This window comes from Terrimicrobium sacchariphilum, assembly GCF_001613545.1.
In the GTDB taxonomy this organism is placed as follows: Bacteria; Verrucomicrobiota; Verrucomicrobiia; order Chthoniobacterales; family Terrimicrobiaceae; genus Terrimicrobium; species Terrimicrobium sacchariphilum.
The window spans coordinates 1832601-1848081 of the sequence record NZ_BDCO01000002.1 but is presented as its reverse complement, the minus strand read 5'-3'; the positions used below and the strand labels follow the sequence as shown (position 1 = coordinate 1848081).

Sequence of the window (15481 nt, the reverse complement as noted above, 5' to 3'; positions counted from 1 at the left end):
AGAAGATTAGGAAGCCGGAGTGGGCGTGGGTGAAGCACCTGGTGTCGGGCTTGCCGCGGGAGCCTGCCAGGCAGAAGGGCTGACCGTCACATCTCCGCGCACTTTCTCGACGCCGCCAACCAGGACCTTGTCCCCAGCTGCCAGCTTGAATTGCTTCACCACCGGCTCGATCACCTGATAATCACCGTCCAAGGGACCGGGCTTGACGGGTACGAACTGCACGGTGTTGTCCGGCTTCAACACGCCGACGAAGTACTTGCCCTGCAACTCGACCAGGGATGCTTGCGGGACGACCAGCGCGTCGGGAATCATCTGCACCGGAGCCGTGATACGCCCGAAGAGGCCGGGCCGAAGCACGTCATCATCGTTGGGAAACAACGCCGTGATCTGGATCGTGCCGGTGCTCGTGGTGACCTGACGATTGACGAAGTCAAATTTTCCGAGTTGCGGATACTCCTTCCCGTCGGCGAGGCGCAACTGAATGCGAGCCTCCAGATCGGCCGCAGCGGTATCCTGCAACTTCTTCAGCAGCGGAGCCGCTTCCAGATATTGCTCCTCCGTGATCGAGAAGTTCACCTTGATCGGGTTGACCTGCGACATTTGTGTAAGCACAGCCTCAGAGCCACTGGGGCCAACGAGATCACCGATCTGCGCCTGGGCAAGGCCGACGATACCGTCAAAGGGAGCGGTAATCGTGCAGTAGTTCAGATTGATCTGTGCGGTATCGACCTGAGCCTGCTGTGCAGCCACGGCAGCGAAGTCGGCTTGTGCCTGCTGGTAGGAGGTATCGTATTCCTGCTGGCTAATGACCTTGGTCTTATACAACTGCGTCTGGCGATCAAGAGTGACCTTGGCGAGAGTGGCCTGGGCGACGGCCTTGGCATAGTCGGCCTGAGCCTGGGCGAGAGCGGCCTCGAAGGGGCGCGGATCTATGGTAAAGAGGATCGTACCCTTTTTGACCAGAGAACCTTCCTTATAGTTCTGGGTCAGCAGATAGCCATTCACCTGAGCACGGATATCCGCATTCTGATAACCATTCAGCAGGCCGACCCACGTCCGGGACACATAGACATCCTTTTGTGTGATCGGGGTAACGGTCACCGGAACCGGGGGAGTCGCTCCCTTCTCGGATTTCTTCTCACACGAAACCAGGAGCGCCACCAGACCCAGGGCGGCAAATGCACGCGCACTCTTCATTGCCCCCGGTCGTAGGCGGCCCGGAGCCATCTGTCAATCGCGCGCAAACGAAAACGGGCGGATGGCGCACTTTCGCACCATCCGCCCGTTAAGATAGCGATCCGCTTAGCGGATTAGGCGTTGCGATTGATGCAGTTCAGATCCTCGAACGAAGAAATGAGCCGTTTGGTGAAGGACTCCTCGGCGGCGGCGAGCCACACGCGCGGATCGTAGTACTTCTTGTTCGGCGAATCGGGACCTTCCGGATTGCCGATCTGTCCCTGGAGATACCCGTGATTCTTGGCCTCGTAGGCGCGGATGCCGTCCCAGAACGCCCACTGGAGGTCGGTGTCGAGGTTCATCTTGATCGCGCCATACCCGATCGCCTCGCGGATTTCCTCGCGGGAGGAGCCGGAGCCGCCATGGAACACGAAGTTCACCGGCTTCGGTCCCGTGCCGAGCGTCTTCTCGATATACTCCTGCGAATCGCGGAGGATCGAGGGCTTCAGCTTCACGTTGCCCGGCTTGTAAACGCCATGCACATTGCCGAAGGCGGCAGCGACCGTGAAGTTCGGGCTGATCGCGTTGAGAGTCGTATAGGCCTGGGCGACTTCCTCGGGCTGGGTGTAGAGCTTGGACTCTTCCACGCCGGAGTTGTCGACGCCGTCCTCCTCACCGCCAGTCACGCCGAGCTCGATCTCAAGCGTCATGCCCATCTTGGCCATGCGGGCGAGGTACTTGGCGCAGGTCTCGAGGTTTTCGTCGAGGGATTCCTCGGAAAGGTCGAGCATGTGGGAGCTGAAAAGGGGCTTGCCCGTCTTGGCAAACTGCTCCTCGCTGGCGGCGAGCATTCCGTCCACCCAGGGAAGGAGCTTCTTGGCGCAATGGTCGGTATTGAGAATCACCGGCACGCCGTAGGCCTTGGCTGCCGCGTCGACGAAATGCGCGCCGGCCACACCGCCGAGGATCGCGCCCTTCTGGCCTTCCTTCGAGATGCCCTTGCCGATGAAGAAATGCGCTCCGCCATTGGAGAACTGGACCATCATCGGCGACTTCACCTCGCGAGCGGCGGCCAAAGCCGCGTTCACGGAGTTCGTGCTGATACAATTGACGGCCGGGAGGGCAAATTCATTGGCTTTGGCGTAATCAAGGAGTTCCTTGACCTCTTCCCCGAAGAGAACGCCGGGACGGAAAGTAGAAGTTGGCATAGATGTTTGTTGGAGTTGCACGAGCTCACATGGCGTGAGCAGCGGTCCGATCTTGTCATAGATCGGCATGGCAGGGGCAGCATTATTTGCGCCGTTCCTCGGAGAATTCGTAAGGATTCTTGGTATTCCCTGAAGATTTTCAGTTTTTGCAACATTGCAAAAACCTTGAAGACCCCGCGTGATTCCTTCACGACTTTTGTGCAGGTGCGAAGAGAGCCAGGAAGGACTTGCGATGTATTTTCGTCATTCCCTGCTTGCCAGAGCGGGAGCGATGCGGCAATCTGGACCGTTCTACTTTTTAACGCCATGAGCATTATTGACAAAATCGAGAGCGAGCAGCTCAAGAAAGAGATCCCGGCCTTCAATGTTGGCGACACTGTGAAGGTCCACACGCGCGTTATCGAAGGCGACAAGGAGCGTATCCAGGTTTACAGCGGTATCGTCATCGGCCGCAAAGGCACCGGTATCAACTCGAACTTCACCGTGCGCCGCGTGAGCTACGGAGAAGGTGTCGAGCGAGTATTCCCGCTGCACTCGCCCCGTATCGCCAAGATCGAGATCGAGCGCCACGGCGAAGTCCGCCGCGCCAAGCTCAACTACCTCCGCAGCCGCAAGGGCAAGAGCGCCACGACGGTCAAGGAGAAGTCTCCGCAGTCCCGCTCCTAGTATTTCCGTCTCTGCGATGCCTTGTTCGCTCAAACACGAGCGCACGCTCTGGCAACAGGGCATCGAGAGAGTAGCGGGAATAGACGAAGCTGGCAGGGGTCCCCTCGCCGGCCCGGTGGTGGTAGCCACCGTCATCCTCACCGAGAAGTTCCGACTCAAGGAACTCGACGATTCCAAGAAGCTCGCCGCGAAAAAACGCGACGAGCTTTACTCGTTTCTGGTCGGGGAGGTCGAGTGGACCGTGGCTGTCTTCACCCATGAAGAGGTCGATCGGCTGAATATCCTGGGCGCGACCCACGAAGCGATGCGAGATGCGGTGACGAAGCATGCCCTGCCCGCTCATCATGCGCTCATCGACGGTCTGCCCGTTCCCCGCTTTCCCATTCCCCATACCGCGTTGGTGGGAGGCGACTCACTCAGCAAATCCATCGCCGCCGCCAGCGTGATCGCCAAGGTCACGCGCGACCGGATCATGGAGGAGATGGACCAGATTTACCCGCAATACGGCTTCGCCAAGCACAAAGGCTATGCGACCGCCGAGCATCTCGCTAAGCTCCGGGAGCATGGCCCTTGCCCGATCCATCGCCAGAGTTTTGAGCCGGTGGCGCAGCAGTATCTCTTCTGAGCAGCCGGAGCACATCCTGCTCGGCCGGAAGGGTGAGCGCCTCGCCGCCCGTCATCTCGGCCGCAACCGGCACAAGGTCCTTTATCGCAACTTCCGCGCTCCCGGCGGCGGAGAGGTCGATATCGTGGCCCGCGACGTCCCGCACGACGAGCTCGTCTTCATTGAGGTCAAGACCCGCTCGAGCGAAGAGCGAGGCCGCCCGCTGGACGCAGTGGATCGCAAGAAACGCCGCCTGATCCTGCGCGGCGCGATGGCCTGGCTGCGCATGCTCGACATGCCCGATATCACCTACCGCTTCGATGTGATCGAGGTCGTCATGACCGACCCGGTGGAGATTCGTCATATTGAGATGCCTTTTCGATTCCGGACAACTACATCTACTGATCTCCATGATTTTCCAGGCACTCTCGGTCCTCTCTCCCGCAGGCAGTCTCATTCGCTCCGGTCGCAAGACGATCGACGTACGCGACTGGCAGCCCCCCACCCTGCCCCTGCACAATCTGCTCATCGTCCAGAACAGCGTGCCGCTCAGTGACGAAACTCCAGCGGATGATGCCGGCGCCATCGTGGCACTGGTCGACATCGTCGCCGTCCGAGACTGGACTCCCGAGGATCTGGAAAAATCGCGCATGGAGACATACCAGAATGGTTTTCAAGCTTGGGAACTCACCAACGTGCGCCCAGCCGCCTACAATCGATTCGTTCCCGCCCGGCTCGGCGTTTACGAACTCGAAGTGAATCCCAAGTACCTCATGCTCCCCGACGGTGCATACAATTACGTCTATCCCGAGGAATCCCAGAGCGGTCTCGAAAAAGACGCAACCACTGAGCCGTGAAGGCAGGGGCAAGGCGAGCCTGTGTCGCTCGACCGCCCGGGCGACCGACGCGCCAGGACGCCCGTCGCCGCTGCCGAGCCATTGCTGGCGAGTGATTCGTTCTGCCTGGACATTTACCGGGCGGAATTTTCTCTCGCTCGGCCTACCGCGAGACCTTAACTTTTTCTCCTTCTTCCCATGCGCATTCTTTCCGGCATCCAGCCCTCGGGCACCCTGCATCTCGGCAACTACTTTGGCATGATGCGTCCTGCCATCGAGCTCCAGGATCAGGGCGAGGCCCTGTACTTCATCGCGGACTACCATGCACTGACGACGGTCCGCAATGCCGCCGACCTCAGCAAAAACATTCGCGATGTCGCCATCGATTTTCTCGCCTGCGGGCTTGATCCGCAAAAGGCCTGCTTTTTCCGTCAATCGCACGTCCCGGCGGTAACCGAACTCTCTTGGATTCTCAGCGTCTTGACGCCGATGGGCCTCCTCGAGCGCTGCCATTCCTACAAGGATAAGCTGGCGAAAGGGTTCATTCCCTCGCATGGCCTCTTCGCCTACCCGGTGCTGATGGCGGCGGACATCCTCATCTACGACAGCGATCTCGTGCCGGTGGGCAAGGACCAGAAGCAGCATATCGAGGTCGCGCGTGATCTGGTCATCAAGTTCAACGAAGCCTACGGCGATACCCTCAAGCTCCCCGAGCCCAGCATCCGCGAGGAAGCCGCGGTCGTTCCTGGGGTGAATGGCGAAAAGATGAGCAAGAGCTATGGGAACACGATCGGGATGTTTGAAGAGGAAAAGCCTCTCCGAAAGAAGATCATGGGCCTCAAGACAGACACCACGCCCATCGAGGCTCCCAAGCCGACCGAAAACTCCAACATACTCGCCCTGTACAAGCTCGTCGCCAGCGGAGCGGACTACGACCAGATGGTCGCCGAGTTCCAGAGCGGCGGAGTGGGCTATGGCACCTTCAAGCAGCGTCTGTTTGAGGCGATCTGGACGTACTTTGCCCCGATGCGGGAGCGCCGCGCCGAGATTCTCGCCGATCCGGGATATGTCGACCGTGTCCTCAAGGAAGGCGCGGAGAAGGCCAATGCCCTCGCCACGCCGGTCATGCAGCGGGTGCGCAAAGCGGTCGGCCTGACCTAAGCCGACCGCGTACGTTCATCGTTACGCTCCCTGCGAGACCAGAGGACGTCCTTCATCGAGGTCGATGAAGTCAAACATGGTCAACGCCGCGCCAGCCGGGTAACCGGCTTCCTCAAGGCGTTGAGTCAGCGTCGCCGTACCGGCATCGCGCCAGCCGCGCTTCGTCATGAAGGCGTTCCAGATCGTCAGCGCATCCTCGGAAAACTTGCGACCATTGGCTCGCGTCCAGGCCAGCACTTCCTCATCCGAGGCTCCGGCTTTGACCTGTGCAGCCAGATCTTCAAACTCCACCCCAAGAAAGCGACAGATGCGGCCGTCGAAATAGCTCCCCTTGGCGCCGAGATTTTCCACCCAGGCTGGCGGCAGCCCGCCCTTCTCGTGCAGGCGGATCTTGCTGATCATGCGGGCGAGATAGACGACGCCGCCGAGCTTCGTATGCGGGCTGATCAACTCCGGCAACGGATTCGCTGCGGGTAATTGCTTTGTCGGCGGGGCTGGGTCCGGGGCAAACTTAAGCGGACGTCCCTCGTCGTAGTCGATGTAATCGACAAAGGTGGAAATCTGATCAGCGGGATAGCCTGCCTCGGCTACGGATTTCCGAAGCACAGACGTCGCCTCGTCCCTCCAGCCGCGCTTTTGAACGAACGCGTTGAAAATTTCGATCTCCTCATCCGTCGGCTTGGTGCCGTTCTGAAAAGCCCAGGCAAGCGCAGCCTCATCACTTGCTCCATCGAGAACAACCTTCTCCAGATCGCGATAGTTTACCTGAAGCAGGCGGCAGACCCGAGAGTCCATCCCGCGGTCGGAGTTTTTACCCAGGAAAGGCAGGTACAGCTCGGGAAGCTTCCCTGCGCCGAGAAGCCGGATTTTGTCGCAGGTGCGGCCAAAGAAAACCAGTCCACCCACGGGGTCCGAGGGACTGCGCAACTCGGGGATAATCGTCATTCCCAGTAAATCCCCACTACGCTGTAGCGTGTCAATCGCCAAACCTGGCCGATCGACACGCTCCCCGCTTTCGGATTGATGAAAACCTCCGTTACACCGAGCGGCGGCGGCCGCCGATCAAACGGTAAAGGACGAGAATGATGATCGCTCCGCCGACAGAGGCGAGAAATCCTGCCGGTTCGCCGTCCTGATACCAGCCGAGAGAACGGCCCAGAAATCCCGCCACGAAGGAACCGGCTATTCCCAAGAGGATGGTGATGATCCACCCACCCGGATCACGACCCGGCATCAAAAGTTTCGCGATCGCTCCGACGAGCAGCCCAATGATGATTGCAGAGAGTATTCCCATGCCCGAAGATTCGCGGGCATCCCCATTCCCGGCCTTTCCCTTATGGGTCGCTCAGTGCTCTCCCTTGGCCGGAAACTCGCGGAAAACCAAGGATTCGGAGTTTAAGCAATACCGCAGATTCGTCGGCTTTGGGCCATCCTCAAAGACATGTCCCAGATGGCCGCCACATCGGGCGCACCTGATCTCCGTGCGGATCATCCCATGACTGGTATCTCGCAACTCCAGAACATTCTCCCTTGCAAACGGTTGGAAAAAGCTCGGCCATCCCGTGCCGGAATGAAATTTCGCATCCGAGCTGAAAAGCGGAAGGTCGCAACCCGCACAGAAATATATCCCTTTCTTTTTGTTATCGAGCAGGAGCCCACAGAAAGGAATCTCGGTTCCCTGAGCCCGGAGGATCTTGTACCGCTCGGGTCCGAGTTGCGTCAGCCACTCCTCATCGGTCTTTTTCACGGTGGGAACCGATTTTGGTGGCAAAGGCTGCCCTTTTTCGTCGGCAAGAACGACAGTAACCTGATCGGGAAGAGAATCGGAAATGCTGGATGACATGGCGGAAAAAAGTGGAGTGATGCTCAGGATTATCGCCGCGAAGGCCTTGGTCATACGAAAAGGTGCATCATTTTTGCTTGAGAGCAACCGCCCATCCATCCATTTACCACCCGATGCTTTGGATCTTGCTACTCAGCACCATAGTGGGTGCATACCTGCTGGGCTCGATACCCAGCGGCTTTCTCGTAGGCCGAGCCCGGGGGGTTGACCTCCGCAAGGAGGGTAGCGGAAATATCGGTGCCACCAATGCGCTACGAGTGCTCGGAAAGAAGTGGGGATACCTGGTTTTTGCCGCAGATGCCTTCAAGGGGTTCGTGGCTACCGCCGGTACGGTGGCCATCGTTGAGCCGATCGCCCCGGCCTATGCCATCCCCATGGGGGTCGTGGCAGCTGCGTTTTGCGTGGTGGGACACAATTTCCCCGTCTGGCTGAACTTCGAAGGAGGCAAAGGTATCGCGACTTCCGCCGGAGTGATGCTCGGGCTGTTCCCGATCATGGTCTTCATCAGCGGTCTCGCCGTCTGGTTGATTCTCTTTTTTGTCACCCGGTATGTCTCGGTCGCTTCGATCGGCGCATCGATCACCCTGCCAACCGCATCCGCTGTGCTGACTTTGATGGGGCATTGTGACTGGCTGCGCGTCTCGGTTGCGGGGATTCTTTGCATCATGGCGCTGTGGCGTCACCGACCGAATATTCAAAGACTTTTGGCCGGAACGGAGAAAAAGTTCGAAAAGAAGCGTCCCAGCCCCCAAACCTGACGAGGTTCACGATGTACAAAAAGATTTCCATCATTGGAGCAGGTGGCTGGGGCACGGCTCTGGCACTCCTCCTAGCGGAAAACCGCACCGCGGTTCGCCTCTGGGCGCATAACCCCGAGGTCACCAAGGAACTGGTTTCCCAGCGAACCAATGAGGACTATTTGCCGGGCGTCCGGCTCCCTCCCAACGTCTATGCCACAGGGAATCTGGCCGACACCTTGGATGCCGACCTGATGCTGCTCGTACCTCCCTCCAAGGCCCTCCGCGAGGTATGCGGCAAGCTCGCTGGCCTCGGGCTGCCTAAGGAAGCCGTCATCGTTTCGTGCACGAAGGGACTCGAGCACGACACCGGCAAGCTGATGAGCGAGATCATCGAGGAAATCCTTCCCGAGAATCCGGTGGCGGTGCTTTCCGGTCCAAATCATGCCGAGGAGGTGGCCCAGCGCATTCCGGCAGCGGGTGTACTCGGCTCAAAATCGCCGGAACTGCTCGAGCCTCTGCAGCGGGTATTCTCCCTGCCGACATTTCGCGCCTACACGAGCGATGATGTGATGGGTATCCAGCTCGGCGGTGCTTTGAAAAACATCTTCGCCATCGGAGCGGGAGTGTCGGATGGCTTCAACATGGGTGACAACGCCAAGGCAGGCCTTGTAACCCGTGCGCTCGCCGAGATGATGCGCCTCGGTATCGCAATGGGCGGTCGCCGGGAGACGTTTTTCGGCCTCAGTGGCGTGGGCGACCTCATGGTGACCTGCTTCAGCCGCCATAGCCGCAATCGCAAGGTCGGCGAGCGTCTCGGCCGGGGGGAATCCCCTGCCCAGATCCAGGAGTCCATGCAGATGGTGGCGGAGGGAATACCGACCGCGCTCAGCGCCTGGCAGGTCGCTCAAAAGCTGGGCATCGAGGCCCCGATCACCTACGAGATTTATTCCGTCCTCTACGAGAACAAGCCACCGCACGAGGCGATGTGGGGACTGCTGGGCCGCCCTCCCAAGCCGGAATCTGACCGGGATCACCGCCAGGGGTAAAGCTCAAGAGCCAGCGACAAAGTTCCGCCAGGAACCGAGGCTCGTGATTTCCTGAGCACCGGCAATGGCGTATTCCTCGCAAAGGAACCCTTTCACAAAGACGCCGGAGGCGAGCTTCACGTTGCCGATCACGAGAGGCGAGGGAACGGCGGCCACAAAGCGACCGAAACTGGTGAAACCCAGATTCCAGATCTCGATTTCGATTGAACCGCCATTCTGGAGCGAACGCACGAGTCCAGGCTTAGGCGGGGTAGTTCCCGGGAGAGCATAGAATCGATATTCCGGTGCAGTAACCGTCTGCTCGGCAAACTGGGCTCCCAGCTCAAGGAGCTGATGATTCAGCGGCAAACCTCGCAAATGGGCTCCCACTACACCGAGCCGTACCGTTTCAGAGTCGTGCATGATATTTAATTTACTTATAATCGCAGGATAGCAACTTGGCGAGCGAACGCGGAAAAAGATTTCGACTTGTTCCCTCCCAGCCGTCTCGTAAGGTTGCGCCACGCAGGCGAAGCCGTCTGCAACGACCTGACATGCAACGCTCTCTCCGCACCAACGTTGTCCTTTGGTTCCTTTTTGTGGCGCTCGCAGTCGCGGGTGCGGGCTTGGTCGGTTTCAAGCGATTGTCGAATTACATCCGCCACGAGGCCGAGGAGCAGATGATGGCCAAGATGGATCATGTCGATGATGTGCTCGACGCCATCAACCGCATTTACCTCGAGCTGGTGCACTCCTCCATGCGCCTGCTGAAGCTGCTCGGCTCCGAAATGGGACCGGCCCACCTGGCACAAACCCCAAAGGGACTCCGACTGTCTTTTGGAGACCATCTCGTCGGCATGGACACCTCATTGGTGGACAAGGTGCGAGCCATCATGGGCGGTACCGCGACGATCTTTGAGAAACGCGGCAATGAGTTTGTCCGTGTCAGCACGAATGTCCTGCACAAGGATGGAACCCGCGCCACCGGCACCGTCCTCGACCCCACCGGTCCTGTGATCGAGACCATTCTCAAGGGGCAGAGCTTTTTCGGAGTCACGGAAATCCTGGGCAAGCCCTACATCACCGGGTACGAGCCAATACGCGCGGCAAACGGCGAGATCATCGGTATTTATTATGTCGGTTACGCTCTCGAGACGCTTTCGACGATCCGCGATGCGCTGGAGACCCGGGGAGTGCTGGAGAATGGATTCTTCGCACTGCTCGATCACGACGACGAGGTGGTTTTTCATACGCAAAATGCTGCGGGTGAGAATGTCTCGGCCCTCGCCAAGCGCGTCGCCAAACACGAAAGGCTCTCGTCGCAATGGCATGTTCGCATCGCGACCTTCCAGCCATGGGACTACGATGTGGTGGCGGCGATGTATCTGCCTGACGTCTCGGCCCGTACGATCGCCATCATCTGGCAGGTCTACGGGCTCGCGAGCGCCATTATCCTCGGCGTGTTGATCGTCTCCTTCTGGCTGGCCTCCCGGCTTTCCGATGCACTCACCCAGACGGAAGCCAGCCGGCAGGAGGCTCTACGGGCGCGGGACTCCGCAGAATCTGCCAACCGCACGAAGAGCACCTTCCTGGCCAATATGAGCCATGAGCTTCGCACTCCGATGAATGCCATCATCGGCTATAGCGAGATGCTGATCGAAGAGGCGGAGGACATGGACCTGAAAGAATTCACTCCCGATCTGCAAAAAATCCGCGGGGCAGGTAAACACCTTCTGGCTTTGATTAACGACATCCTCGATCTGTCGAAGATCGAGGCGGGCAAGATGACACTCTTCCTCGAGGATTTTGCGGTCCAGGGAATGGTGGAAGATGTCGTGGCCACCATACAGCCTCTGGTGGAAAAGAATGGCAACTCGCTCGATCTCGATATCGCCAGCGACTGCGGGATCATTCATACCGACCTAACAAAGGTCCGGCAGACGCTTTTCAATCTGCTAAGCAATGCGGCAAAGTTCACCGAGAATGGTCGTATATCCCTGACCGTCCGACGCACCCCGGCACCCGAAGAGCGCATTCTTTTTGCCGTGGCGGATACAGGCATCGGCATGACCCAGGAACAGCTCGGCAGGCTCTTTCAGGCCTTTAGTCAGGCCGATGCTTCCACGACGCGTAAATACGGCGGCACAGGTCTCGGCCTTGTCATCAGCCGCAAGTTCTGCACGATGCTCGGGGGGGACATCCGCGTGACGAGCGAACCGGGCAAGGGCACGGAGTTCACGGTTGATCTTCCGGTCACAGCTCCCAAGGTGCCGCAGGAGTTCACCACACCGGGAGCCGCCCCGACCCCGGCAAAGGCTCAGCAACAGCAAAACGTCCTGATCGTGGATGACGACCAGGATTCCGCCGAGATCCTGAAGCGGACGCTGGAAAAATCCGGATACTCCGTGGTCGTGGCCCAAAGTGGTGCGGATGCTCTGGAACTCGTGCGGAAGCAACCTCCAATCGCGATCACCCTCGACGTTATGATGCCCGGCATGGATGGCTGGTCGGTCCTGAGCAAACTGAAATCCGACCCGGCAACAAGCTCCATCCCGGTGATCATGGTGACGATGCTTCAAGATCGAAACCTGGGTTTCAGCCTGGGTGCTTCGGAGTTCCTCACCAAGCCGGTCAACCAGGAACAACTCCGACAGGTGCTGCTAAAGCTCGGAGGACATCCAAAGGATTACATCCTCGTCGTGGAGGATGAGGAGAGCAATCGCACGCTGATAGGCCGCATCCTCGAGAAGGAAAAAATCCGCTACCAGGAAGCGTCCAACGGTCGCGAGGCGCTCGACCTGATCGCAGAGGAAAAGCCTGCTCTGATCCTGCTCGATCTGATGATGCCAGTGATGGATGGCTTCGAGTTTCTCGACCTCCTGCGCAAGACACCCGACTACGCCGGCATCCCCGTGGTCGTGATTACCGCCAAAGATCTCACCCCGGAAGAACGTGCCCAACTCGCCGGGCGGGTGAACTCCATTTTACAAAAAGGCGCCGTCGACCGTGAGAAGCTCCTCCGGGACATCACGGCGATGCTGGAAGCATCCCGCAAAGTTTAGTACCATCTCAAGACGTATATATGGCGAAGATCCTCCTGGTGGAAGACAACGAACTCAACCGTGACATGCTTTCCCGCAGACTTTCCCGTCGCGGATACGAGGTGGTCATAGCCGTAGACGGAGAAGAAGGCATCGCGCACGCGACAGGCTCGTCTCCAGACGTCATCCTGATGGACATGAGCCTGCCGAAAGTCGATGGCTGGGAAGCAACGCGCCAGATCAAGGCAAACGATGCCACCACAAGCATCCCGGTCATCGCTCTGACTGCTCATGCCATGGCCGGAGATCGTGAACAGGCTCTCGCGGCAGGATGCGACGACTATGACACCAAGCCGATCGAACTTGACCGTTTGCTGGCCAAGATCGAGGCCCAGTTGATCCGCGTGGGCAAGGCTGCCCCGGTGAAATAAAATGCCCGAGTTTGATAAAGCGTCGCTGTCGAAGCTCCGGCACGACCTCCGCACGCCGATCAATCATATCATCGGCTACGGCGAGCTTTTACGGGAGGATCTGGTGGATCAGGGTATCACGGAACTCAGCGACCTCCAGCGCATCGAGGATGCCGCGCGTCGCCTGCTGGAGATGATCACGGAATCCCTCAGCGACGATGCCCCCTCCCCGCGCCCGCCGGCACTCATCACCGCGCAAGACGAGTCAATACCAGTCGACTCCGTCACGCCCCCTGCGATCACGGGCCATCTCCTCATCGTTGACGACAATGCGGAAAACAGCCATCTCCTGGCGCGCACATTGGAACGCCAGGGGCATCGCACCAGCGAGGTACAGAATGGGCTCGAAGCGCTCGCCTTGCTCGCGGAAAAACCGTTCGACGTCGTGCTCCTTGATGTCCTGATGCCGGAACTCGATGGGTATGAAACGTTGGGCCGAATCAAAGCCGATCCCAACCTCCGCCACATCCCTGTCATCATGATCTCGGCCCTCGATGAGCTCAAAAGCGTCGTCCGATGCATTGAGGCGGGAGCGGAAGATTACCTTCCCAAGCCCTTCGACCCCACTCTGCTACGCGCCCGGGTCGGCGCATGTCTCGAGAAAAAGCGCTTCCGAGATCAGGAGCAAGCCTACCTCGAGCAGATCGACGAGACGCGCAAACGCCTGCAATCCGAGCTCCAGGAGGCCGCCCGCTATGTCTCCAGCATCCTGCCCGAGCCAACCGACGATCCATTTCACATCCGCTGGGCCTATAATCCCTCCACCGAGCTTGGCGGCGATTCCTTCGGCTATCACTGGATCGACGAGGACCACTTTGCCATCTACCTGCTCGACGTATGCGGCCATGGTGTCGGCGCCGCCTTGTTGTCCGTGGCAGCCATCAATGTGATGCGCACGATGTCGCTTCAGAATGTCGACTTCCGCGAGCCCGCCGAGGTGCTCCGCGGCTTGAACGACACGTTTCCGATGGAGCGGCACAACAACATGTACTTCACCATCTGGTACGGCGTCTATCACAAGGGCACCGCCCGTCTGCGCCACACCTCGGGAGGCCATCCTCCAGCTGTACTTTTCGTCCCCGGCGAGGATGCGCCTCGTCTGCTGCGCTCACCCGGGATGCTGATTGGAGCGATGCCGGGAGCGACATTTCATAGCGAGGACACACAGGTGCCCCCGGGCTCCCGGCTCTGTGTCTTCTGTGATGGTGCCTATGAGATTCGCCGGGAGAAGGAGGAAATGCTCGATTTTGAAACGGAGTTTCTCCCCTTCCTGAACTCCCATCGCGCCAGTGAAAAGCTGCCTGACGAGCTCCTGACCTGGATCCGTAGCTTCAGCCGGCAGGAGGCCTTGGACGACGACTACTCCTTCCTCACAATCGACTTTCCCGCCTAGACGGATTGCGACGAATCCGGACGGAAATCCTCCACATAGACCACCCCGATCAGCGCCCACTGGATCGTGGTGCGATCAAAGAGATGTCTCATGTCGACGAAATCCCCATCGTTTACGATACGCTGGATTTCCCGCTCAAGGCTCCAGGGTTTCTCTCCCAGCGGAAACGGCCGGAAGCAGACGCCGTGGTTATGGAGCTTCAGGCCGGTAGAGTCCGCATTGCCGGGATTGATATAGAAAGCCGAGTTGAGGTATTTGGAATCAAAAACCGAGAGATCAGCCGACTGGTCAACGCCGATCCCGCAAATCAAGGCGGAGACATCGCGCAATCGCGGAGTCTGATCATACTCGAACCACTTCTCGTAGTTCTCCGGGTCGGTGATGAGTTTGCCGTTTTCCGGAGCGTTCGCCGCGATGGGAGATTTCACGACTCCGCAACCGTAAAGCTCTCCCACCTCCGCCCGCATGGCCAAGCCGAGGGCGCCGCGAAAATCCGGCCGACGCTCCCGCGCCAGAGCCATCAGGGATTCGTAAATCTCACCCAGGGTCGCACCATTTTCCGACGCCGCTTCAAACTCCACATACTCGTTAAACTCTCCCGCCAGCGAGACATTGAATCCGGTGCGAATGAGCACGCTGTCACTATCCTGCTGGGGAACGAGGAAATCCGGGGTATCGTTGCCATCCGTCGGCAGCCAGACCATGGTGCCGCCAATGGTGATCATTTCGCCGAGCAGAGGCAGGACATCCTCATCGCTGGGACCGAGAGCGCCCAAGCCGATCGAGTATTCCTTGGAGGAGAACTTTTTACCGGCCATAAGGGCCGGGGTGATCCGTGAAGCCAGGACGTTGCCAATGTCACCCAGCACTTCGATGGCACCCATACGGTCCTCTCCATGCTGATAAACGAACCGTCCCGCCGGTCGGGTGAAAACAGAGTTCTTCTCCCCGAGTTCCAGGAATGCCCGGGTAACCGTTTCTTCAATCGTAAAAAATTGATCGAGCCCGGAAACTTTCAGCACGTCGCGGCAATAAGGCTGCACCTCGGCCAGGACAAGCTTGCCGCCTTGGGACTGGAGATTCTTTTGCAGCGCGACGAAAAGCCGTATGCCTGCGCTGCTCAGGTAAGGAACACCGCCCAGGTCGATAACCACGGCCGTCTTGTGATCGACCGCTTGAAAAGCGGGCTCGGCCAAGTCTGCGCCATGGGCATCCAAACGCCCGACGAGACGTAGTAGAGAAACAGAGCCAACCTTTTCCGTGGAGATAACGAGATCAGACACGGGGGCACGATGGAGGCCCGGATGCCGGGTGTCAA

At 58.9% G+C, this 15481-nt stretch carries 16 protein-coding genes and 1 pseudogene; 10 read left to right on the top strand and 7 right to left on the bottom strand.

Features of this window, described 5'->3' with window-relative positions:
• Positions 1 to 6: 6 nt before the first annotated feature.
• Positions 7 to 1197 (bottom strand): efflux RND transporter periplasmic adaptor subunit, encoded by a 1191-nt coding sequence (locus tag TSACC_RS08605; RefSeq protein ID WP_075078925.1) that lies wholly within the window; start codon positions 1195 to 1197, stop codon positions 7 to 9.
• A 113-nt stretch (positions 1198 to 1310) separates the two neighbouring features.
• Positions 1311 to 2384: a class II fructose-bisphosphate aldolase gene (gene fbaA / locus TSACC_RS08600; protein ID WP_075080642.1), complete on the bottom strand. Its 1074-nt coding sequence runs from the start codon at positions 2382 to 2384 to the stop codon at positions 1311 to 1313.
• 306 nt (positions 2385 to 2690) lie between these two features.
• Here fbaA and rplS point away from each other — a divergent pair, with 306 nt between their 5' ends.
• The 5 genes and pseudogenes from rplS to trpS all read left to right on the top strand — a co-directional run bounded on the left by rplS (position 2691) and on the right by trpS (position 5651).
• Positions 2691 to 3050 (top strand): 50S ribosomal protein L19, encoded by a 360-nt coding sequence (rplS, locus tag TSACC_RS08595; protein WP_075078924.1) that lies wholly within the window; start codon positions 2691 to 2693, stop codon positions 3048 to 3050.
• A gap of 16 nt (positions 3051 to 3066) precedes the next feature.
• On the top strand, positions 3067 to 3675 hold the full coding sequence (rnhB, locus tag TSACC_RS08590) for a ribonuclease HII (protein ID WP_075078923.1): 609 nt from the start codon (positions 3067 to 3069) through the stop codon (positions 3673 to 3675).
• Positions 3578 to 3928, top strand: a pseudogene (locus TSACC_RS22685) (YraN family protein); the annotation flags it as partial. The gene rnhB and the pseudogene TSACC_RS22685, both read left to right, overlap by 98 nt.
• A 136-nt stretch (positions 3929 to 4064) precedes the next feature.
• Complete coding sequence (locus TSACC_RS08580; protein ID WP_153811344.1) at positions 4065 to 4511, top strand: ASCH domain-containing protein; 447 nt, start codon at positions 4065 to 4067, stop codon at positions 4509 to 4511.
• A gap of 177 nt (positions 4512 to 4688) precedes the next feature.
• Positions 4689 to 5651, top strand: coding sequence for a tryptophan--tRNA ligase (trpS, locus tag TSACC_RS08575; protein ID WP_075078920.1), 963 nt, complete (start codon positions 4689 to 4691; stop codon positions 5649 to 5651).
• A 21-nt stretch (positions 5652 to 5672) separates the two neighbouring features.
• Here the strand turns inward: trpS and TSACC_RS21230 are convergent, their stop codons facing one another.
• The 3 genes from TSACC_RS21230 to msrB form a co-directional block, all read right to left on the bottom strand.
• On the bottom strand, positions 5673 to 6596 hold the full coding sequence (locus TSACC_RS21230; protein WP_084400321.1) for a DUF5069 domain-containing protein: 924 nt from the start codon (positions 6594 to 6596) through the stop codon (positions 5673 to 5675).
• A gap of 91 nt (positions 6597 to 6687) precedes the next feature.
• Positions 6688 to 6945 carry a GlsB/YeaQ/YmgE family stress response membrane protein gene (locus TSACC_RS08560; protein ID WP_075078919.1) on the bottom strand — a complete coding sequence of 86 codons (258 nt, stop codon included), beginning with the start codon at positions 6943 to 6945 and terminating at the stop codon, positions 6688 to 6690.
• 51 nt (positions 6946 to 6996) lie between these two features.
• Positions 6997 to 7548 carry a peptide-methionine (R)-S-oxide reductase MsrB gene (msrB, locus tag TSACC_RS08555; RefSeq protein WP_169809582.1) on the bottom strand — a complete coding sequence of 184 codons (552 nt, stop codon included), beginning with the start codon at positions 7546 to 7548 and terminating at the stop codon, positions 6997 to 6999.
• Positions 7549 to 7607: 59 nt separating this feature from the next.
• Here msrB and plsY point away from each other — a divergent pair, with 59 nt between their 5' ends.
• Both plsY and TSACC_RS08545 read left to right on the top strand, forming a co-directional pair.
• Complete coding sequence (plsY, locus tag TSACC_RS08550; protein ID WP_075078918.1) at positions 7608 to 8252, top strand: glycerol-3-phosphate 1-O-acyltransferase PlsY; 645 nt, start codon at positions 7608 to 7610, stop codon at positions 8250 to 8252.
• 11 nt (positions 8253 to 8263) lie between these two features.
• Positions 8264 to 9280, top strand: coding sequence for an NAD(P)H-dependent glycerol-3-phosphate dehydrogenase (locus TSACC_RS08545; protein WP_075078917.1), 1017 nt, complete (start codon positions 8264 to 8266; stop codon positions 9278 to 9280).
• 3 nt (positions 9281 to 9283) lie between these two features.
• Here the strand turns inward: TSACC_RS08545 and TSACC_RS08540 are convergent, their stop codons facing one another.
• Positions 9284 to 9682, bottom strand: coding sequence for an allophanate hydrolase-related protein (locus TSACC_RS08540; protein WP_075078916.1), 399 nt, complete (start codon positions 9680 to 9682; stop codon positions 9284 to 9286).
• A gap of 131 nt (positions 9683 to 9813) precedes the next feature.
• On the opposite strand from TSACC_RS08540, the gene TSACC_RS08535 reads away from it, so the two are divergent.
• The 3 genes from TSACC_RS08535 to TSACC_RS08525 are packed head-to-tail and all read left to right on the top strand — an operon-like array spanning position 9814 to position 14163.
• Positions 9814 to 12321: a response regulator gene (locus TSACC_RS08535; protein ID WP_075078915.1), complete on the top strand. Its 2508-nt coding sequence runs from the start codon at positions 9814 to 9816 to the stop codon at positions 12319 to 12321.
• A 20-nt stretch (positions 12322 to 12341) separates the two neighbouring features.
• Positions 12342 to 12731: a response regulator gene (locus tag TSACC_RS08530; protein WP_075078914.1), complete on the top strand. Its 390-nt coding sequence runs from the start codon at positions 12342 to 12344 to the stop codon at positions 12729 to 12731.
• A gap of 1 nt (position 12732) precedes the next feature.
• Positions 12733 to 14163 (top strand): SpoIIE family protein phosphatase, encoded by a 1431-nt coding sequence (locus TSACC_RS08525; protein WP_075078913.1) that lies wholly within the window; start codon positions 12733 to 12735, stop codon positions 14161 to 14163.
• Here TSACC_RS08525 and TSACC_RS08520 read toward each other — a convergent pair.
• Positions 14160 to 15446 carry an STAS domain-containing protein gene (locus tag TSACC_RS08520; protein WP_075078912.1) on the bottom strand — a complete coding sequence of 429 codons (1287 nt, stop codon included), beginning with the start codon at positions 15444 to 15446 and terminating at the stop codon, positions 14160 to 14162. The genes TSACC_RS08525 and TSACC_RS08520 overlap by 4 nt on opposite strands.
• Between the last annotated feature and the right edge of the window lie 35 nt (positions 15447 to 15481).